This is a genomic window from Cytobacillus sp. NCCP-133, assembly GCF_026011715.1.
In the GTDB taxonomy this organism is placed as follows: Bacteria; Bacillota; Bacilli; order Bacillales; family Cytobacillaceae; genus Cytobacillus.
In genome coordinates this window covers 26,974-47,898 of the sequence record NZ_BRVM01000021.1, presented here as the reverse complement: position 1 = coordinate 47,898, position 20,925 = coordinate 26,974, and the positions used below count along the sequence as shown (strand labels likewise).

Here is a 20,925-nt window from a genome sequence, read left to right as displayed (position 1 = left end):
AGGTCATAAACCGTTCCCCTGCTGAAGGCAAAATACGCCTTCCTCCGGGGCCCATCTTATGCATGTGGCCCGCAGGACAAGGAAGTCTTCCTTGAATTAGCATCGCACGAAGGAAAAGCGATAGCTTTTTCGGGGAAGCGGGTCATGCAGACGTTGCCACAGGACAAGGAAAGCTACGGCAGCGATACATCGCACGACCGAAAACGGTAGCTTTTGGGAGGACGTGGCGGTTTTAGTTTGCGTTCCATCCTATCGTGGCGCTTGCGCTTTTCTGATTATCCAACATAAAGGAGCGTTTTTAATGCTTGGGATTTTAAATAAAGTGTTTGATCAAAATAAACGCGAATTAAAACGTCTCACCAAAATGGCAGAACAAATCGATGCGCTGGCATCTGATACCGAAAAATTATCGGACGAGCAGCTGCGCGCGAAAACAGAGGAATTCAAGGCTCGCTGCCAAAAGGGAGAATCCGTCGACGACATGCTGATTGAAGCCTTTGCGGTTGTCCGCGAAGCAGCAAAGCGTGTTCTTGGCCTATACCCTTACCCGGTTCAGCTAATGGGGGGGATCTCTCTTCACGAAGGCAATATCTCCGAGATGAAAACCGGTGAAGGTAAAACACTGACGGCCACAATGCCGGTTTACCTCAATGCACTAACGGGCAGAGGCGTTCACGTTGTAACAGTCAACGAATACCTTGCAAGCCGTGACGCCACCGAAATGGGTCAGCTTTATGAATTCCTTGGACTGACTGTTGGTCTTAACTTAAACGGACTTTCCAAAGAAGAAAAGCAGGCGGCTTATGCGGCTGACATCACATACAGCACAAATAATGAGCTTGGCTTTGACTATCTTCGCGACAACATGGTTCTTTACAAAGAGCAGAAGGTTCAGCGTCCGCTTCATTATGCCGTTATCGATGAAGTTGACAGCATTCTGATCGACGAAGCGCGCACACCGCTGATCATTTCCGGATCTGCGCAAAAATCGACTCAGCTTTATATCCAGGCAAATGCGTTTGTCAGCCGCCTGAAAAAAGATGAAGACTACACGTATGATGAGAAAACTAAGGGTGTTCAGCTGACAGAAGAAGGGATGACCAAAGCGGAAAAAGCTTTTGGGATCGAAAATCTTTTCGACATCACCCATGTGGCGCTTAACCACCATATTACACAGGCCCTGAAAGCCCAATCCAGCATGCATCTTGACGTTGACTACGTCGTTCAGGACGGCGAAATCGTCATCGTTGACCAATTTACTGGCCGTCTGATGAAGGGGCGCCGCTACAGCGATGGTCTTCACCAGGCGATTGAAGCAAAAGAAGGCCTCGAAATTCAGAACGAAAGCATGACACTTGCGACGATTACATTCCAGAACTACTTCCGTATGTATGAAAAGCTTGCCGGTATGACGGGTACAGCAAAAACGGAAGAAGAGGAATTCCGCAATATTTACAATATGAACGTGGTTGTCATTCCGACAAACCGCCCGATCGCCCGTGACGACCGACCGGACTTAATCTACGCAACCATGGACGGCAAGTTCCGCGCTGTTGTAGAGGATATCGCCGAGCGCTACAAAAATGGACAGCCTGTTCTTGTCGGTACAGTGGCAATCGAAACATCTGAAATTATTTCTAAATACCTAAGCAAAAAAGGGGTTCCGCATAACGTTCTTAACGCGAAGAACCATGGCCGTGAAGCGGAAATCATCTTGGATGCCGGTAAGCAGGGTGCTGTTACAATCGCAACAAACATGGCAGGACGCGGTACGGACATCAAGCTGGGAGAAGGCGTTAAGGAAGTTGGCGGTCTATGCGTGATTGGAACAGAGCGCCACGAAAGCAGACGGATCGACAACCAGCTCCGCGGACGTTCCGGCCGTCAGGGAGACCCGGGTGTCACTCAGTTCTATCTTTCCATGGAAGATGAACTGATGCGCCGCTTTGGTTCTGACAACATGAAATCGATGATGGAGCGCCTGGGCATGGATGACACCCAGCCGATCCAAAGTAAAATGGTTTCAAGAGCGGTTGAATCTGCGCAAAAACGCGTTGAGGGCAACAACTTTGATGCGCGTAAACAGCTTCTATCTTACGATGATGTTCTTCGCCAGCAACGTGAAATCCTGTATGGACAGCGCAACGAAGTTCTTGAGTCTGAGAACCTAAGAGAAATCGTTGAAAAAATGATCATGACCAGCATCGAACGCAATGTTTCAGCATATGCACCGGGCCATGAAGACGAGGAAAACTGGAACTTCCAAGGCATCATTGACTACGTAAATGGAAACCTTCTAAATGAAGGCGACCTGACAGCGGGCGATATCCGTGGCAAGGATACAGAAGAAATCGTCGAAACCATTTTTGCCAAGGTCAAAGAACGCTATAATGAAAAAGAGGAAATGCTTAGCCCTGAGCAAATGCGCGAATTCGAAAAAGTGATCGTGCTTCGTGCTGTTGACTCCAAGTGGATGGACCACATCGACGCGATGGACCATCTTCGCCAGGGTATCCACCTTCGTGCGTACGGCCAGACAGACCCGCTTCGTGAGTACCAGGGAGAAGGCTTTGCCATGTTTGAGAACATGATTGCAGCGATTGAAGAAGACATTGCCAAGTATATCATGAAAGCAGAAATCCGCAGCAACCTTGAGCGCCAGGAAGTGGCCAAAGGCCAAGCTGTCAATCCGAAGGAAGACGGAGAAAAAGTTAAGAAAAAGCCAGTCGTCAAGCAAATGGACATCGGGCGCAACGACCCTTGCATCTGCGGCAGCGGCAAAAAATATAAAAACTGCTGTGGTGCAGAGAAATAAGCTACCGAGCCGGCAACAGCTTTGCCGGCTTCTCTCTTTGTAAAAAAGGTGAGGGCTCCGCGTTATGCAGAGGGCAGGGGAATCGGGCGGGCACCTAAGAACTCAGGTGTTCTTCATAGAGAATAAGTGGAGGCTGCGCCCACAATATTTGGATTTTGGGAACATTATTTTAGAAACAAACGATGCCCAACTCCTCTGAACGGTATTCGAATGAAATATGCCCTTCAGAGAGAAACAAGCGATAATAGGCAAAAATAATTTTTGAGGTGACTGGAATGGAATTAGCAGATATTCGCAATGAACTGGAAAAAACAGCTAAGATATTAGCGGACTTTAGGGGGTCTCTTTGACTTAGAAAACAAAGAGGCGCGCATCGCAGAGCTTGACGATGTCATGCTGCAGCCGGGATTTTGGGATGACCAGCAGGCGGCACAAGGTATCATCAACGAATCAAATGCCCTGAAGGATCAGGTAAATGAATTTAATGATTTAAATGAAACGTTCGAAAACCTGGAATTGACGTATGAACTTGTAAAAGAAGAAAGCGATGAAGATCTGCAGAATGAGCTTGAGGGTGAGCTCAAAGAGTTGATAAGGCACCTGAAAGACTTCGAACTGCAGCTGCTCCTAAGCGAGGAGCACGATAAAAACAACGCCATTCTAGAACTGCATCCAGGTGCAGGCGGAACCGAATCACAGGATTGGGGCTCAATGCTTCTGCGCATGTATACACGCTGGGCAGAGAAAAAAGGCTTCAAAGTGGAAACGCTGGATTATCTGCCGGGAGATGAAGCAGGAATCAAGAGTGTTACACTCGGCATTAAGGGCCATAATGCATATGGTTATTTGAAAGCGGAGAAAGGCGTACATCGTCTTGTCCGAATCTCGCCGTTTGATTCATCAGGCCGCCGCCATACTTCATTCGTTTCCTGTGAGGTTATGCCTGAATTTAACAACGAAATTGAAATTGATATCCGTACGGAAGACTTGAAAGTGGATACCTACCGTGCAAGCGGTGCAGGCGGCCAGCACATCAATACGACTGACTCGGCTGTCCGCATTACCCATATTCCAACTGGAGTGGTAGTATCCTGCCAGACAGAACGTTCTCAAATTAAAAACCGCGAACAAGCCATGAAAATGCTCAAAGCAAAGCTCTACCAAAAGAAAATTGAAGAGCAGGAAGCAGAACTCGCTGAAATCCGCGGCGAACAAAAAGACATCGGCTGGGGAAGCCAAATCCGCTCTTACGTCTTTCATCCCTATTCCATGGTAAAAGACCACCGCACCAACACGGAAGCCGGAAACGTCCAGGGAGTCATGGACGGCGACCTGGATCTCTTTATTAATGCATACCTTCGCTCAAAATTAAGTTTGTCCCAAGACTAAAAAGTAGAAGCCAATGCCGGAAGACTTCCGGCATTGGCTTTTTTTTATAATATCAGAATTTATATCCCTTTGAACTTAGAAAACGGTCTAGCTTCAGGCGCCCTGCGCTTTTCTTAAATAGGAAGAAAAGATAATTTCTCTGCGGATGAAAATTTTTTTCGCGAAAAAAGCTTTATCAAAATATAATTAAGAACGATAAATCTTTTATATTCTATATCTCGAAACCAATAATTAATTTTTTTGAAATAGTTTAAATTTTATTATTCGATTTGAATATAAAAAATAGTTTGACAACTAAAACCTACTAACGTTACAATACAAATAAGTTCACGAATGCAGAACAGAGTTTTATAATGTAAAACAATTAAAAAGAGGTGATACATAGACCGATTTTTTTTACAGAAGTATGAAAGCGTTTTATTGCCGGAAAAGTCACTATGAAACTTCCAATGATAGCGCAGAAAATCAGATTAACTATCATTTTTAAAAATAGTTGAGGGGGAAAATTTATGAAGAAACTATCGATTTTATTTCTTAGTATCTTAATGATCAGCACAATGGTTTTAGCAGCCTGCGGGGGAAACTCAAGCTCGACAGGCGCTTCTGAAAAAGGTTCATCAGATAGTGCAAGCGGCGAAGGAGAGAAGCGTACGCTGAAGGTTAGCATCGGGGTAAATGACAAGCATCCTGAATATGAAGGGGCTATGAAGTTTAAAGAATTGGTTGAAGCAGAATCCGATGATTTAACAGTTGAAGTGTATCATTCCGGCCAGATTGCAGATGACCGTTCTGCGATTGAGATGCTTCAGTTCGGTACACTTGATATCACGATTCCATCTACATCACCGCTTGTTAACTTCATTCCTGAATTCGGAGTATTCGACCTTCCATTCACGGTTCCAAATGAAGAAGTTGCAGACAAAGTTCTGGATGGACCGTTTGGAGATAAGATGCTTGAGATGGTTGACAGTCAGGGTCTTGTTGGTCTTGCTTGGTGGGAAAATGGCTTCCGTAACTTAACAAACGATGTAAAGCCTGTTGCCGCAATGGAAGATGTTAAAGGCTTGAAAATCCGTACAATGGAAAATGAAATTCACTTAGACGCTTGGAAAGCTCTTGGTGCAAACCCGACACCAATGGCATTCACTGAATTGTTTACTGCATTGCAGCAGGGCACAATCGATGGACAGGAAAATCCATACCCAACGATTTTGTTAAGTAAGTACCCTGAGGTTCAGAAGCATGTTTCAAATACAAATCACGTTTACACACCGTTTATCTTCTTATTCAGCAAAGAGATTTGGGAACAGCTTTCTGCTGAGCAGCAGGAAATTGTTTCAAAGGCTGCAGTAGAAGCTGGGAAATTCAATCGTGAGCGCAATCGTGCAGTTGCGGATGAATCTCTTGAAACACTAAAGAAGGAAATGACTTTCACAGAAATCAAAGATGGAGAATTTGAAAAGTTCCAGGAAGCTGTAAAGCCGGTAATCGATAAATATAAAGATAAAATCGGTGCTGAAATTGTAGATGAATTCCTTGCTGAGGTTGATAAGGCAAAATAAAAAAGAGAGGCCGGTTGTCGCCTGATGGCCGGCCCCTTTTTAAAGAAAAGAGGCGATCCAGTTTGCTAAAACCACTAAAATGGCTTGATGAAAACCTCGAAAAGTACATACTGTTCCTTTTGTCGGCTGTCATGGTTGCCGTGATTTTTTTACAAGTCTTTATGCGTTATGTGATGTCAAATTCACTTTCCTGGTCCGAGGAGCTCGCGCGGTACTGCTTTATCTGGCTCATTTACATTGGGATCAGCTACGCGGTCAAGCATCACCGCCACATTAAAGTAGATGCCGCATTATTGCTATTTAAAGACAAAACGAAAATATATTTTTCACTCATCTCTAATATCCTCTTTTTCATTTTCTGTGTATATGTTGCGATTTATGGCTATGGCATCGCATCCCAGCTGCTTTTATTTGGACAGACAACACCTGCACTTCAAATTCCAACAGGCATTGTGTATCTGGCTCCACCCGTTGGCATGGGGCTTGCGGGAATCCGATTGATCCAAAACATGATTGGCAATGTGAGAGACATTAAAAACTTTGGTAAAAACCAGGAGCTTCCGTCAGATGTAGGGCAGAACATTAATGCGATCTAGAAGATTTTGTGAAGGAGGTAAGTTCTGAATGGCAGGGGTATTATTCGGTTCATTTGCAGTATTTCTATTTTTTACCGTTCCTATAGGAATCGCAATCGGGTTAGCGGTACTATTCACGATTTTATATACCGGCGAAATGCCGGTCGAGTTCCTGATGAAGGAATTAACCAACTCTGTTGACTCTTTTCCGCTGCTGGCTGTCCCATACTTTATTATCGCCGGCGAAATTATGGGAAAGGGCGGAATATCCAAGCGCTTATTTAATGTAGCAGATTCAATGGTCGGGAATAAAACTGGCGGGATTGCGATGGCTACCATCATCACCTGTATGTTTTTTGCGGCAATCTCCGGTTCAGGTCCTGCAACCGTAGCAGCCATTGGCGGGATTATGATTCCGGCCATGGTTCAAAAAGGGTATGACAAACGCTTCGCCACTGCTGTTGTTGCTGCGGCAGGTTCCATCGGTGTCATCATTCCTCCAAGTATTCCGATGGTTATTTACGGCGTATCCGGCAGCGTGTCGATCGGCGATATGTTTATTGCCGGGATTATTCCAGGGATCATGGTTGGAATCGGCTTGATGATTTATTCTTATATCCATTCGAAAAAAATGGGCTATACCGGATCGGACCAAAAAACAACCGCCAAAGGGATTTTGACAGCCATTTGGGAGGCAAAATGGGCCCTCATGATTCCGGTCGTTATTTTAGGCGGCATATACGGCGGGATCTTCACACCGACAGAAGCAGCAGTTGTCGCAGTAGTATTCGGCTTAGTTGTCAGTGTATTCGTTTACAAAGAATTGAAATTTAAAGACCTTCCGCAGATTTTTGTTGATTCTGCTTTAACGACAGCCTCAGTGCTCGTGATCGTGGGAGCTGCAACAGCATTTGGCCGACTTTTGACTATTGAACAAATACCAAATCAGATTGCGGAAGCGATGATGTCGATTTCCAGCGAGCCGCTCATCATCATGATGCTGATTACATTATTGCTATTGATTGTCGGCTGTTTCATGGACACGATTGCAGCCATTATCATCCTAACGCCAATCCTTCTGCCGGTTGCTCTGCAGATTGGCTATGATCCAATTCACTTTGGGATTATTATGATCGTAAACCTGGCAATTGGATTTATAACACCGCCGCTTGGTGTAAACCTGTTTGTAGGAGCGGGGATATCCGGTTTATCACTGGAGCAGTTATCAAAAGCGATTGTGCCGTTTTTCATTGCCATGGTTATTACCTTGCTGGTCATCATTGTTGCTCCGCAGCTGTCACTATTGTTCTTATAAACCTGACTAAATTGGAAAGACCTATGCGATTTCTATTTAACAGCATTTTATCGGTGATCAAAAAATGCTGTTCACTTTTTGCGGATATGGCAAAACCGTGTTTTACAATGCAGAACAATAACTGGTTTTGGATGATAAACCGCAATTGTGCTGGTGCTGCTGATCCTATTCCCGGAAATGATTCCGGTTCCGCTTAAATGGCTGAATTAACCGGGGTGCCAGAGTGAGAAGGATGAAGGAGATAAGGATATGGACATCATTAAAGAAATATTAAAAGAGATCACTATTCCCAAAATGGTTAAAGTCAAGCAGAAATTTCATGCCCCCCAGCTGGATGATGTGGGAGCTGAGGTGAGGAAAACACTGAATGAAACGAATGTGCTGACAAAAATTAACGAAGGAGATTCCGTGGCGATTGCAGTCGGAAGCAGGGGGCTGGCCGATTTACCTGTTCTGGTGCGTGAAACGGTCAGAGAAATTAAGCGTGCCGGAGGGCAGCCATTTATTGTTCCGGCAATGGGAAGCCATGGCGGGGCAACAGCGGAAGGCCAGATTGATGTGCTTCACCAATTGGGCGTGACGGAAGGAGCCGTTGAGGCACCAATTAAATCCTCCATGGAAGTAGTTAAAATAGGCGAACTCCCAAATGGGCTTCCGGTCTATATTGACCGAAACGCCTATGAAGCTGACAAAATTATTGTCATCAATCGGATTAAGCCTCATACGGCATTCCGCGGACCGGTTGAAAGCGGGCTTATGAAAATGATTACGATCGGGCTCGGGAAGCAAAAAGGGGCGGAAGCAGCCCATGCCTACAGCTTTAAATATATGGCAGAGCATGTACCGGAAATGGCCAAAATTTCATTATCAAAAGCTCCGATTATTTTCGGCCTTGCCTCACTTGAAAATGCTTATGACAAGATTGCTAAGGTTATTGCTGTTGCGGCAGAGGACCTGGAAACAGTGGAGCCGGAACTTTTGAAAGAAGCCAAATCGTTAATGCCTAAAATTCACTTTGATAAGTTTGATGTCCTGATTGTTGACGAGCTTGGAAAAGATATTTCAGGTGACGGGATGGACCCCAATATTACTGGGAATTTCGCTACGCCATATGCAACCGGCGGTCCGGATATCAAAAGAATTGTGGTGCTGGGCCTAACCGAAAAAACGCATGGAAATGCGAATGGCATAGGCTTGGCAGATATGACAACGAAAGCGGTAGCAGATGAAATTATCTGGGAGAAAGGCTATGCAAATGCATTGACCAGCACAGTCATTGAAGTGATTAAGCTTCCAATGGTGCTCGAAACAAAGGAGCTGGCAGTCAAGGCTGCCATCAAAACCTGCAATTCCTTTGATTTAAACAAGGTAAAAGCGATTCGGATCAAGAATACATTAGACATCGGGGAGATTTGGATCTCGGAAAGCATGGTTGAGGAAGCGAAACTAAACGGCAATCTTGAAATTATTTCAGAGCTGCAGGAAATAGTGTTTGCTTAAAACGGCAAAAGCTATTTTTGCAGAATAATAGAGAAGGAGTGTTCACATGACACATGTATATCCGCTTATAGACAATTCTGTAAATCCATATCGTGACAATGTACAAGGGAAAGCCAATGAACCGATTACGGTAGCCGGCCTTTTGGACCGTGCAAAACAGACACTCGGTTCATCCTACGAAGGCGGAAAGCCGGATTGGACGCTTGAAGAAATCTATAACCGACTGGAAATAAATGCCCCGCGCATTGCTATTATCGGAGGCTCATCTGACCATCCTGCCCACATTATGGACTATCAGACCTCTGCCCGGGCAGCCATCCGCATCTGGCAAAACGGAGGAGTTCCTTTTTACTTTTCCACACCCGTCATGTGTGACGGGACTGCCCAAAGCAATCAGGGAATGAGCTATTCGCTTCAAAGCCGGAACGCCGTTGCCCAAATGGTGGTCAATCAGTTGGAAGCACATAGTTATCATGGTGCATTCGTCATTCAAGGGTGCGATAAACAGCCCCTTGGCGTTGTCAGTGCCTTGGCACATGTCGACCGGGTGAGGCGCAGCCGCGGCGAGGCTCCATTTTTTGCAACATTTGCCCCGGCACATGTACTTGAAGGCGGCTCGATCCCTGATGATGTAATCGCAGAACTGGAAGAATTGGCGAAAAAGGCAGAGGCGGACGATGCCCCGGATGTGGCGGCTGATTTGCGCGACACCATGGCCTATATCCTGCAATGCTCTTCTAATACAGCCTTTCAAGGTGTTTTCGAGCGTGCCTGCGAGCGGGGTATTTTAACGAAAGAACAGCATAAATATTTTGAAATGAGGCTTGCCGTTGCCACATGTGACGGACAGGGCGGTGTGTGTGCCTTTAATGGAACCGGCAATAGCTCCAGGCATTTGGTCGCTGGATTGGGGCTTGTTCATCCAGCGGTAGAGCTGCTGACAGATCCGCCGACACAAAGGCAGATCAATGCCGTTCTTGACAGCTTTGCCACTATGATTAATGAAGAAAAATATGGAGTTTCCAATATTGTGGCTGCCAATATTAAGAATGCCATCCGCATCCACAGTGCATCTGGCGGTTCCACTAACTTGATGATGCACATCGTGGCAGGCATGCTCTATGGGGGATACAAATTCAGCTTATGGGATTTGGACCGCATCCATCACGAACATCCAATTCCGGATTTATTTGACTACAGCCTAACAGAAGGCCGCGACATCTACTCGCTTGCGATGCAATGCTGCAGCGGAACGAGCCGGGGAATGGAAACGCTCTTTTACGAACTTCTTGAACATGGCGTTCCGATGGATCAGGATGCACCGACCGTTGCAGCCAGAACATGGAGAGAGCGTCTGGCCATCACACGAAGCCTGCAGGCAGCCAATGTAAAAGAAAATCCTGTCATCTTATCATCAGCAGAACCACGCAGGACATTCAGCGGTGTAGATGTATTGCAGGGGAATTTCTTCGAGAGCGCTGTTGTGAAAATAAGCGGTATGCCAACGCCGCAGCTTGATCAGTTCGATGATAAGCTTGCATTCGTCCTTTATTTTGAGAATGAGGATGATGCTAATAGAAGCCTTCTGGACTCAAACCTGCTTACCGACATAAAAAAGGATAAGTTATTTGACCATAACCTCCTGCTTGAAACACTGAAATACAATAATAAACAGGAATGGGAGCTTTTAAAAGAAGAAACGTACGAAACATTATTTGACGAGATGGCTGAAAAAGGCATTCTGAAGATTTCAGTTGTCATTGGAGGGCAGGGTCCGGTTGCTTTTGGAATGCCGGAGATGTTTACGCCTATGCAGCATATTAATGCCAATCGCGTGATGAAAAAGCTGGCAACCATCATCAGTGATGGACGCTATTCCGGCGTTACCTACGGCGCTGCCATTGGGCATATGACACCGGAAGCCTATGAAGGCGGGGGCATTGGTTTTCTTCAAACAGGGGATGTTGTACATCTTCAGCTTCGGGGACGCCGCATAGACTTTGTAGACCGGGCTCAGCTGTTCGCAGGCCAGGTTGTGCATGCATTTTCAGATAGCTTAAAGGCAGATCGCCAATCCCTTACGGAAGAAAGAAAACAGCGAATGAAAGCACGCCAGAAGCTAGTTGCAGCAAGCAATCGCATGTATGGCCATACCGATGCGGCAAATGGTGTTGTTCCGCTGGCTGTTATAGAAGATGCTGTGCTGGACTATGAAAAAGATATTTTGCTTCATGAAACCAGCACAAACGCATAATAAGGCAAGCTCGTCAAATATCCTGTAAAATTAAGTCAAATAGAACTAGGAGTGAGCAAAAATGCCTATCATCCAATCAGTGGAACGCGCATTAAAGATAATGGATTTATTTGACGAGCGGGATAGAGAATTATCCATTACAGAAATCAGCTTAAGGATGAACCTGCACAAAAGCACGGTTCATTCCTTGCTAAAAACGTTACAGGAACAGCGATATATCTCACAAAATGAAGAGAATGGGAAATATCGGCTTGGCCTGAAGCTTTTTGAACGGGGAAATATGGTTCTCAGCGATCTCGATTTACGGAAAGTTGCCAGAAAACATCTGGAGAGGCTTTCGGCGACGACAAACTTAACGGTTCATCTAGTCATTCTGGACGGCCAGGAAGGTGTTTATATCGATAAGGTTGAAGGAAGCGGAGTCACCGTCTTATACTCCCGTATTGGCCGCCGTGTTCCGGTCCATACCAGTGCTGTAGGCAAATCGCTTATTTCCGCCAAAACAGATGCTGAACTTGAACAGTTTCTTGAAAACTATCAGTACACAAGCCAGACATCCAAGTCAATTAGCTCAAAAGAAGAGTTATTAGAAGAAATCAGCCATGTCAGAATGGCCGGTTATTCAGTTGATAATCAAGAAAACGAATCAGGCATCTTCTGCCTGGCCGTTCCGATTAAGGATTATTCAGGTAAAGCGGTTGCCGGCATCAGCATGTCCATGCCAGCAGCAAAAGTAACAGCTGAAATCCGCGAACAGTATGTAGGGCTCTTAAAAGAATGCAGCCACACGATTTCACAGGCCCTCGGATATGAATATCAAAAGATTTAACTCTTTTGAACTTGGCTGTTGATTTTCACTTATAAAAATGGCTTTCAATGGTCGGCTAGGAGCTTCATGGCACATGGCGTGTGAGGGGTCTCCTTCTGATTCTCATTCTCATATGATCACACAGAACTTGCTCCTTCCATTCTAATCAGCCGTGTGTGGAAAATTAATGAAAAATTTTAATGAATTTATAAATAGTCATTCAGGAGGAATAAGGATGAGAATTATCCGCTACCTACAAGAAAATAAAAAACAACTTGCCGCTGTCACCAAGGAGAATGCAGTAGCTGACCTTCCCTTTAGCGATTTTATGTCGTTGATTGCCAAGGCACGCGAAGATAACAGAACAGCGTTTGATATTGTAAAACAAATTGCGGCGGAAGCAGAAACTCAGCCGCTGGAAGGCCTGCAGTTAACCACCCCTATCGATGCTCCTGAAGTATGGGCTGCAGGCGTGACATACAAAAAAAGCCGGGAAGCGCGGAACTATGAAGCTACACAAGGGAAGCTTGACAGGGAAACGTTTTATGACAAAGTCTATGACGCCGTACGTCCTGAAATCTTCTTCAAATCAACAGCTGCAAGAACGGCCGGGCCGAATGATCCTATTTATCTCCGTTCCGATTCCAGCTGGCAAATTCCAGAACCGGAGCTTGGGGTAGTTATTGATAAAGAAGGCAATGTGCTGGGCTACACGGCCGGAAACGACATGAGCTGCCGTGATATTGAAGGGGAGAATCCGCTGTATCTTCCTCAGGCGAAGGTCTGGAAAAACTCCTGCTCCATCGGGCCTTCTATCGTATTGGCAGACGCTGTATCAGACCCTTATGAATTTCAGATTATTTGCCGCATCTATCGTGATGAGAAGCTTGTCTTCTATGGGGATGCACAAGTCAATCAGCTGAAGCGCACGCTTGAGGAGCTTGTCCATTACCTGTTGCTTGATAATCAAATTTTTGACGGAACGATCCTTCTGACAGGAACATGCGTCGTGCCGCCGAATGATTTTACATTAGCCGAAAATGACCGGATTGAAATTGAAATTCCTGGCATCGGCATCCTGAATAACCCGGTTGTCCAAAGTGAAAAAGCGGGGCAAGCCGCTAAGGGGTGAGGAAATGAGTGAGTACAAGACACTTTTTTTAAACGAAAAAGATAGTGTGGCTATGGCTTTGTCGGATATTCCTGCGGGTGCGCAAGTGACTGTGAAAGCAGAGGAAAGAGAAATTTGTGTCAAAATTCTAGAACCAATCCGCTTTGGCCATAAATTTGCAGTCCGGGCAATTCCCCAGGGGGATGACATTATTAAGTATGGAGAGGTGATTGGGGCAGCAGTTGTCCCAATAGATGTCGGGGAACATGTGCATGTTCATAATCTGGAAGGCAAAAGAGGAAGGGGTGACAAGGTTGTTTAATGAAAAACTTCAGTTTTGGGGTTACCGCCGTTCGGATGGCCGCGTAGGGGTAAGAAATCACGTGCTCATTCTGCCAACGATTACCTGTGCTACGCAAACGGCCCAGCGGGTGACAGAGCTTGTCAGCGGAACGGTTACATTCATCCATCAGCATGGCTGTGCCCAGGTCGGAACTGATTATGACCAGACGGCAAGAACCTATGCCGGAATGGGGATGAATCCCAATGTTTACGGTGTGATCGTTCTCGGCCTTGGCTGTGAAACCCATCAGGCCCACCGCATTGGCGATGAAATTGCCAAATGCGGCAAGCCGGTGCAAACTGTATCGATTCAAGAACATGGCGGCACGCTTCAAACGATTGCCGAGGTGGCAAAAATAGCGGTAAAAATGGTTCAGGATGCTTCCATGGTACAGCGGGAGCTATGCGATTTCAGCGAATTAATCGTCGGTACGGAATGCGGGGGTTCCGATGCATGCTCCGGCCTTTCGGCAAACCCGGCTGTTGGGCGCACAAGCGACATGCTTGTTGAACAGGGCGGTACAGCCATTTTAGCTGAAACAACCGAGTTAATTGGGGCAGAACATTTGTTGGCCAACCGTGCAGCTCATGACTCGGTCGCCAAAAAAGCCTATGCGGTCATCAAAATGATGGAAAACCGCTCGATCCAAATGGGTGTTGACATCCGTACCGGCAATCCAAGTCCGGGCAACATTGAAGGCGGTCTTAGCTCTCTCGAAGAAAAGTCGCTTGGGGCGGCAACGAAGTCAGGTACATCACGTTTAGAAGAAGTAATCGATTATGCACAGAGACCGACCAAAAAAGGACTGGTTTGGATGGATACCCCGGGTCATGATATTGAGCAGCTGACGGGCATGGTTGCGGGCGGAGCGCAGATCGTCCTTTTCACCAGCGGGCGAGGCACACCAACCGGATCGCCGATTGCCCCGGTTATTAAAATCTCAACAAATACCCCAATGTTTGAACGCATGAACGAAAACATGGATCTTGATGCCGGAACGATCGTGGACGGCAAAGAAACGGTCGGAGAAGTCGGCGGGCGCATCATGAAAGAAATCCAGGCTGTAGCAAATGGCAAATTGACAAAAGCTGAAATATTGAAGCAGCACGACTTCGGCATTTGGCGTATTGGCCCAACATTTTAATAAAAGGATCTGCATTTACCGAATGAAATTAGAGAATAACGGTTAATTTTCCTGAATTCAGGATATTTTCGGACCCGGACTAGCGGGCCGAATAACATTTACCGGCCATTTTTAGAAAAAATACCGGCCAAACTAGAGCATTTACCGGCCAAAATTAAAAAATACCGGCCAAACTACCGGATTTACCGGCCAAACTACCGGATTTACCGGCCAAACGGTATTCTGCAGCTACTCAAATTTGGTTTACCGGCCAAATTCATGATTTTATCGGCCAAAAACGGCCAGTTATCGGCCAAAAACGGCCAGTTATCGGCCAAACAGCTAGCTTTATCGGCCAAATGCTTGTTTTGCAAAATTATTCAGCATCCGCACCAAGGATCTCTGAACGCCCGCGGGCGGCTGAGCACTTTAAGCAAAAATCAACAAAAAGGGAGAGGTTAAAACATGAAAGCTGCAATCGAAACAAAAACATACAGCAACTTTATTAATAACGAATGGATAGCATCCGCATCCGGGAAAGTCATTGAAAGCATTAACCCGGCTACGAAGGAAGCGGTCGGCTATGTGCAAAAATCCACTGAGGAAGAGCTGAATCAGGCTGTCGAGGCGGCGTTCAATGCGAAGAAAGCATGGCGCAAGCTTGGCCAGGCAGCAAGAGGCCAGATCTTGTTCCAAACAGCTAACATCCTCGAATCAAGGCTGGATGAAATTGCTGAAAGCATGACAATGGAAATGGGAAAAACCCTTCCGGAAGCCAAAGGGGAAACTGCCCGGGGAATCGCAATCCTCCGTTATTATGCAGGAGAAGGAATGCGCAAAGACGGAGACGTGATTCCGTCAACAGATAAAGATGCCCTCATGTTGACCAAGCGTGCTCCCCTTGGAGTTGTAGGTGTCATCACTCCTTGGAACTTCCCGGTTGCCATCCCTATCTGGAAAATTGCTCCTGCACTTGTGTACGGAAATACAGTCGTATTCAAGCCTGCCAGTGAAGCGGCTGTCACAGCTGCAAAAGTGGCTGAATGCTTTGCAGAAGCCGGCTTTCCAGAAGGTGTATTCAACTTTGTAACGGGTTCAGGCTCTGTTATCGGCCAGGGATTGATCGACCATCCAAAATTGAACGCCATTACCTTTACCGGATCAGAAAGTGTCGGCCAAGGTGTAGCGAAAGCGGCTGCTGCTCGAGGCATCAAGTTCCAGCTTGAAATGGGCGGGAAAAACCCGGTGATCGTGACGAAAAATGCAAACCTTGATCAGGCGGTAGAAGCCGTCATCAGCGGAGGATTCCGTTCTTCCGGACAAAAATGCACGGCTTCAAGCCGCGTAATTGTAGAAGCTGAAGTCTATTCCGAATTTAAGCAAAAGCTAATCGAAGCCTCAGAAAAAATCACCGTCGGAAATGGCCTTAAAGAGGGCATCTGGATGGGGCCATGTGCAAGCGAAAGCCAATTCAACACGTTTAACAAGTACATTGAAATCGGGAAAAACGAAGGTGCCAGACTGGTTCATGGCGGCGAAGTGCTGACAGGCGGGGAATATGATAATGGCTTCTTCGTTAAACCGGCCATATTTGAAGAAGTAACACCTGATATGACGATTGCCCAGGAAGAAATCTTTGGGCCGGTCATAGCCCTTATTCGTGCCGTTGACCTGGAGGAAGCCATTGACTTGGCAAACAATACGAAATATGGGCTGAGCGCATCCATCTTTACGTCCGATATCAGCTCCATCCTGGAATTCATCGATGAAATCGAAGCAGGCCTTGTCCGTGTTAATGCGGAGAGCGCGGGTGTAGAGCTTCAGGCGCCATTCGGCGGCATGAAAGCTTCAAGCACAGGTTCGCGTGAACAGGGCGAAGCAGCGAAAGAGTTCTATACAGCTATTAAAACAGTTTTCATCAAAGGGTCATAAAAAGTAAGCACAAATCGATTGAGCAGCAGAATTATTTAACCCTAAAAATCATTCAACCAAAAAAGGAGATTTCAAGCAGAGAAATCTCCTTTCTATAAAAATATTGCGAGGTGCCCATATGAAAATTACGAAACTTTCATTATATAAAGTTCCGCCGCGGTGGCTGTTTTTAAAGATTGATACAGACGAAGGCATTTCCGGCTGGGGAGAGCCCGTTGTTGAAGGGCGGGCAGAAACAGTGAAAGCAGCGGTTAATGAACTATCAGACTATATCATTGGCCGTAATCCGAATGACATCGAAGATATATGGCAAACCCTGTATCGGGGCGGTTTTTACCGGGGAGGCCCGATTCTGATGAGTGCGATCTCAGGCATTGAGCAGGCCCTCTGGGATATTAAAGGCAAGTATTACAATATACCAGTCTATGAAATGCTTGGCGGCAAAGCGCGCCAGAAAATTAAAGTGTATACATGGATTGGAGGAGACCGGCCGGACGATGTTGCTGCAGCTGCAAAAGAAAAGAAGGAACAAGGCTTCCAGGCGATTAAAATGAATGCTACCGAGGAAATGAACTACATAGATAGCTTTTCCAAGGTGGAAGCGGTCATTGAACGTGTTGCCTCCATACGCGAGGTGCTCGGAAAGGACTTTGGCATTGGCGTTGATTTTCATGGCCGGGTACATAAAACCATGGCCAAAGCGCTTGTGAAAGAGCTGGAGCCTTATCGTCCGATGTTCATCGAGGAGCCGGTGCTCCCGGAAAACAATGAAGCGCTGCGCGAAATTGCACTGCACACTAGCTGCCCGATTGCTACCGGGGAAAGAATGTTTACGCGCTGGGGATTCAAGCAGCTTCTGCAGGACGGCTATGTGGATATTATCCAGCCTGACCTTTCGCACACAGGCGGCATACTGGAAGGAAAGAAAATTGCCGCCATGGCTGAAGCGTATGATGTGTCAATTGCGCCTCACTGTCCGCTTGGACCTATGACGCTTGCTTCATCCGTTCATTTGGATGCCTCTACGCCTAATTTCATCATCCAGGAACAAAGCCTAGGCATTCACTATAACCAGGGAATGGATATTCTTGATTATATTAATAATCCTGAAGTATTCGCCTATGAAGATGGCTATGTAAGCATTCCGGATCAGCCCGGCCTTGGGATTGAGATTAACGAAGAAAAAGTGAAAGAGGCAGCAGAGGCAGGACATAACTGGAAAAACCCTATCTGGCGCCATGAAGATGGCAGCATTGCCGAATGGTAAAGAGGAGGAGAACTTAATGGGCTTTCAGGGAATCATTCCCCCGGTCGTCACCTTATTTGATGAAGCGGGAAATTTGGATTTGGAACTGAATAGACGTTATCTTGATAAGCTGATTTCTCATAATATTCATGGCGTTTTGCTGATGGGCAGCTCAGGCGAGTTTTCTTCTCTTTCCATCGAAGAGCGTAAACTGTATGTAAGGGAAATGATCAAACATATTCATGGACGTGTAAAAGTAATGGTTGGCGTGGGCCATACGGCGCTCAAGGAAGTCCTTGAACTCACTTCTTATGCAGAAGAATTGGGAGCCGATGGTGTACTGGCAGTCAGCCCGTACTATTGGAAGCTCTCAGATGAGCAGCTTTACCGCTTTTATTCTGCGGTTGCAAGCCATACTGAGCTGCCAGTATTCATTTATAATATTCCGCAATTAACCGGGCAGAATTTGCCTGTGGAGCTAATCGTGAAATTGGCTGAAGATCATCCAAATATTGAAGGCATTAAAGAAACCGTCGGCGATTTTGGCCACATTCGCCAAGTGATCACAGAGGTGAAAAAAGTCCGTCCTGATTTCCTTGTTTTCTCTGCATTTGATGAGCATATGCTTCCGGCACTCATGATCGGTGCCGCTGGAAGCATCAATGGCAGCGCCGTTTTTGCTCCGGAAGCATCAGTGGATTTATATGAATCTTATCAAAGAGGAGATTTGGCTGAAGCCGAGCGGCATCACCAGCAGATCTCCAAGCTGATGGATGTGTACACGTATTGTCCGACATTTTTTACAACCATGAAAGAAGCTGTTCACCAGCGCTGGTTTAATACGGCAGCAGGGCACCGTGTCCCGTTTGATGCATACCCTGCTGATCTGAGTGAAAAGGTTCAAAATCTATTAAAAACAATTGAAACGAAAGAAGGCGTTCAACTATGAAAGAATCCCGCGAATTGCTTGAGCAATTAGGCTACCCATCCAGTGATTTTCAAGAATTGCCCACTTCCTCAAAAAGATTCCCCGACGGTGCCCAATACCGTGTTGAAATACCGAGTGTTGAAGGCCCTGAAGCATTAAAGGCCACGCTTGAAGAAATCGATCGCCTCGGCTTGACAATTCACCGCGTCTCCCAGGGAAGCGGCATTATGCTTCAAACAGATGAGGAAATCAAAGAAATGTGTGAACTGACAGCGGAACGGGGAATGGAGCTTAGTTTATTCGTAGGCCCGCGGGGCACATGGGATATCAGTGCTGCTCCGTTTACATCCGGCGGCAAGTCACAGGCGCTTCGCCACGAAGGAGCGGATCAGCTTGTCTATGCCATGGAAGATTTAAAGCGCGGTGCGCAACTAGGCTTAAGAGGCGCACTTGTGGCTGATGAGGGGCTTCTTCTTTTATCAAAAGAAATGAAAAGAAAAGGACAGCTTCCGGAAGACTTTGTTGTAAAGGTATCCGTGCAAATGGGCTCTGCGAATCCCGTTTCAGTAAAACTAATGCAGGATATTGGAGCCGATACGTATAATGTACCTTCCGCATTGCCGCTCGCAAAGCTTGCTGCAATTCGTCAGGCGATTGATATTCCGATCGACTTGTACGTGGAGGTTCCGGATAATTTCGGCGGATTCCTGCGCTACTACGAAATCCCGGAAATCATTCGGGTGCTTGCTCCCGTTTATATTAAATTCGGCCTTCGCAATCATCCGGATGTATATCCTTCAGGAAAGCAATGGGAAAGCACAAATATCTCATTAGTTAAAGAACGTGTCCGCCGCGCTTCCATTGGCATTCAAATGATTGAACGCTACTATCCGGAAGCGGTTACTTCAAAGCTTGGCGCCGAAGGGCTTGGAATTCCAAAAGCAGAAAAAGCGCTGGCCAAATAATGTTCAATCCCTGAAGCGGGCCTTGTTCGTTCCAGGGATTTCTTACTATTCAGCGCTGGCATTTTAGAGGAAGCTATGGTGGACTCAAGGCAAAGGTCCGCCAAAAATATCGTACAGGTTTTAAAAGGTGAAAAAACACCTTATGCCCTAACGTAAGAAAGGACAGATACGGATGAAGCTAGCTGCTTTTACCATCCAATCAGAAAAGCATATTGGCGTCGTTCAAGGAGAGCGCGCCATCAGCTTAACCTTGCTGGGCGGAAATCAATTTCCGCAGTGTTTAAGAACCTTTATTGAGAAAAGCGAAGAACTGCTGCCGCTTGCAGAAAAGCTAATTGGGCAGGAAGTCAATGAGGCTGCTGTTTTTCCGGTCTCGGATATAAAAATCCTTCCGCCGATCCCTGCGCCTGAAAAAATCATTTGCGTCGGGTTGAATTATATTGACCATTGCAGGGAAACCGGAATGGAGCCGCCCGCCTCGCCGGTGATCTTTTCAAAATATGCCAATGCCATTGTTGGACACAATGATGCTGTAGAGATTCCCGTTAATTCAAATGAGGTTGATTTTGAGGCAGAGCTTGCTGTTGTCATAGGAAAGGAAGCAAAGCGGGTAACTGAAGAGGAAGCGAACGAGTATATTTTTGGCTACACAATCATGAATGACATTAGCGCCCGTGATTTGCAATTTAAAGACGGGCAGTGGTCACGTGGAAAAACAGCGGATACCTTTGCACCAACAGGGCCTGTGATCGTGACAAAAGAGGAAGCAGGAAATCCTCACAACCTATCAATCTCACTCGAACTAAATGGGGAAATCATGCAGGATTCCAATACAAGTAACTTAATCTTTACCATTCCGCAGATCATTTCATTTCTGTCGCAATCCATGACACTTAAACCAGGGGATGTAATTGCAACAGGAACACCGCCTGGAGTCGGCATGGGCCGGGATCCCAAGGTGTGGCTAAAAGATGGTGATAAAATGAGTATTACCATTGAAAACATCGGAACATTATCCAATTACGTAAAAGGTGATTCACAGAAGAAAGAGGGCTGATA

Annotated in this window: 16 protein-coding genes; all 16 read left to right on the top strand. The window is 46.2% G+C overall.

Translation table 11 applies throughout. From position 1 onward, the window contains the following. The first annotated feature begins 301 nt into the window (after positions 1 to 301). On the top strand, positions 302 to 2,815 hold the full coding sequence (secA, locus tag NCCP133_RS18520; RefSeq protein ID WP_264806749.1) for a preprotein translocase subunit SecA: 2,514 nt from the start codon (positions 302 to 304) through the stop codon (positions 2,813 to 2,815). Between the two features lie 275 nt (positions 2,816 to 3,090). Further along, a protein-coding gene (prfB, locus tag NCCP133_RS18515; RefSeq protein WP_264806748.1) for a peptide chain release factor 2 occupies positions 3,091 to 4,204 on the top strand; the annotation gives its coding sequence in 2 pieces (ribosomal slippage) (positions 3,091 to 3,162 and positions 3,164 to 4,204; 1,113 coding nt in all). 509 nt (positions 4,205 to 4,713) lie between these two features. Beyond that, positions 4,714 to 5,766, top strand: a complete 1,053-nt coding sequence (locus tag NCCP133_RS18510; RefSeq protein ID WP_264806747.1) for a TRAP transporter substrate-binding protein — start codon at positions 4,714 to 4,716, stop codon at positions 5,764 to 5,766. A 62-nt stretch (positions 5,767 to 5,828) separates the two neighbouring features. After that, complete coding sequence (locus NCCP133_RS18505) at positions 5,829 to 6,362, top strand: TRAP transporter small permease (RefSeq protein ID WP_264806746.1); 534 nt, start codon at positions 5,829 to 5,831, stop codon at positions 6,360 to 6,362. A gap of 28 nt (positions 6,363 to 6,390) precedes the next feature. Then, a complete protein-coding gene (locus NCCP133_RS18500) occupies positions 6,391 to 7,656 on the top strand; it encodes a TRAP transporter large permease (protein WP_264806745.1) in 1,266 nt (421 codons plus the stop codon). 249 nt (positions 7,657 to 7,905) lie between these two features. After that, on the top strand, positions 7,906 to 9,156 hold the full coding sequence (locus tag NCCP133_RS18495) for a lactate racemase domain-containing protein (protein ID WP_264806744.1): 1,251 nt from the start codon (positions 7,906 to 7,908) through the stop codon (positions 9,154 to 9,156). Between the two features lie 46 nt (positions 9,157 to 9,202). Continuing rightward, positions 9,203 to 11,410 (top strand): dihydroxy-acid dehydratase, encoded by a 2,208-nt coding sequence (locus tag NCCP133_RS18490; RefSeq protein WP_264806743.1) that lies wholly within the window; start codon positions 9,203 to 9,205, stop codon positions 11,408 to 11,410. A 61-nt stretch (positions 11,411 to 11,471) separates the two neighbouring features. Further along, positions 11,472 to 12,239, top strand: a complete 768-nt coding sequence (locus NCCP133_RS18485) for an IclR family transcriptional regulator (protein WP_264806742.1) — start codon at positions 11,472 to 11,474, stop codon at positions 12,237 to 12,239. Positions 12,240 to 12,453: 214 nt separating this feature from the next. After that, complete coding sequence (locus NCCP133_RS18480; RefSeq protein WP_264806741.1) at positions 12,454 to 13,350, top strand: fumarylacetoacetate hydrolase family protein; 897 nt, start codon at positions 12,454 to 12,456, stop codon at positions 13,348 to 13,350. Positions 13,351 to 13,354: 4 nt separating this feature from the next. Further along, positions 13,355 to 13,651, top strand: coding sequence for a UxaA family hydrolase (locus NCCP133_RS18475; protein WP_264806739.1), 297 nt, complete (start codon positions 13,355 to 13,357; stop codon positions 13,649 to 13,651). After that, positions 13,602 to 14,816, top strand: coding sequence for a UxaA family hydrolase (locus NCCP133_RS18470; protein ID WP_264806738.1), 1,215 nt, complete (start codon positions 13,602 to 13,604; stop codon positions 14,814 to 14,816). Before NCCP133_RS18475 ends, NCCP133_RS18470 begins: the two co-directional genes overlap by 50 nt. Before the next feature lie 444 nt (positions 14,817 to 15,260). Beyond that, positions 15,261 to 16,727 (top strand): alpha-ketoglutaric semialdehyde dehydrogenase GucD, encoded by a 1,467-nt coding sequence (gucD, locus tag NCCP133_RS18465; RefSeq protein ID WP_264806737.1) that lies wholly within the window; start codon positions 15,261 to 15,263, stop codon positions 16,725 to 16,727. Positions 16,728 to 16,845: 118 nt separating this feature from the next. Continuing rightward, positions 16,846 to 17,994, top strand: a complete 1,149-nt coding sequence (gene dgoD, locus NCCP133_RS18460) for a galactonate dehydratase (protein WP_264806736.1) — start codon at positions 16,846 to 16,848, stop codon at positions 17,992 to 17,994. Between the two features lie 16 nt (positions 17,995 to 18,010). Beyond that, complete coding sequence (locus tag NCCP133_RS18455) at positions 18,011 to 18,922, top strand: dihydrodipicolinate synthase family protein (RefSeq protein WP_264806735.1); 912 nt, start codon at positions 18,011 to 18,013, stop codon at positions 18,920 to 18,922. Beyond that, positions 18,919 to 19,866, top strand: coding sequence for a U32 family peptidase (locus tag NCCP133_RS18450; protein WP_264806734.1), 948 nt, complete (start codon positions 18,919 to 18,921; stop codon positions 19,864 to 19,866). Before NCCP133_RS18455 ends, NCCP133_RS18450 begins: the two co-directional genes overlap by 4 nt. Before the next feature lie 172 nt (positions 19,867 to 20,038). Further along, the gene (locus tag NCCP133_RS18445; RefSeq protein ID WP_264806733.1) at positions 20,039 to 20,923 is read left to right on the top strand and encodes a fumarylacetoacetate hydrolase family protein; all 885 of its coding nucleotides are present in this window, start codon (positions 20,039 to 20,041) and stop codon (positions 20,921 to 20,923) included. The last annotated feature ends 2 nt before the right edge of the window (positions 20,924 to 20,925 follow it).

Excerpts from the sequence above, each read along its gene's own strand:
- NCCP133_RS18450 (WP_264806734.1), top strand. The coding sequence starts at position 18,919 with ATGAAAGAATCCCGCGAATTGCTTGAGCAATTAGGCTACCCATCCAGT.
- NCCP133_RS18510 (WP_264806747.1), top strand. The coding sequence starts at position 4,714 with ATGAAGAAACTATCGATTTTATTTCTTAGTATCTTAATGATCAGCACA.
- NCCP133_RS18480 (WP_264806741.1), top strand. The coding sequence starts at position 12,454 with ATGAGAATTATCCGCTACCTACAAGAAAATAAAAAACAACTTGCCGCT.
- NCCP133_RS18495 (WP_264806744.1), top strand. The coding sequence starts at position 7,906 with ATGGACATCATTAAAGAAATATTAAAAGAGATCACTATTCCCAAAATG.
- gucD (WP_264806737.1), top strand. The coding sequence starts at position 15,261 with ATGAAAGCTGCAATCGAAACAAAAACATACAGCAACTTTATTAATAAC.
- dgoD (WP_264806736.1), top strand. The coding sequence starts at position 16,846 with ATGAAAATTACGAAACTTTCATTATATAAAGTTCCGCCGCGGTGGCTG.
- NCCP133_RS18475 (WP_264806739.1), top strand. The coding sequence starts at position 13,355 with ATGAGTGAGTACAAGACACTTTTTTTAAACGAAAAAGATAGTGTGGCT.
- NCCP133_RS18485 (WP_264806742.1), top strand. The coding sequence starts at position 11,472 with ATGCCTATCATCCAATCAGTGGAACGCGCATTAAAGATAATGGATTTA.
- NCCP133_RS18470 (WP_264806738.1), top strand. The coding sequence starts at position 13,602 with ATGTTCATAATCTGGAAGGCAAAAGAGGAAGGGGTGACAAGGTTGTTT.
- NCCP133_RS18500 (WP_264806745.1), top strand. The coding sequence starts at position 6,391 with ATGGCAGGGGTATTATTCGGTTCATTTGCAGTATTTCTATTTTTTACC.
- NCCP133_RS18490 (WP_264806743.1), top strand. The coding sequence starts at position 9,203 with ATGACACATGTATATCCGCTTATAGACAATTCTGTAAATCCATATCGT.
- NCCP133_RS18455 (WP_264806735.1), top strand. The coding sequence starts at position 18,011 with ATGGGCTTTCAGGGAATCATTCCCCCGGTCGTCACCTTATTTGATGAA.
- NCCP133_RS18445 (WP_264806733.1), top strand. The coding sequence starts at position 20,039 with ATGAAGCTAGCTGCTTTTACCATCCAATCAGAAAAGCATATTGGCGTC.
- secA (WP_264806749.1), top strand. The coding sequence starts at position 302 with ATGCTTGGGATTTTAAATAAAGTGTTTGATCAAAATAAACGCGAATTA.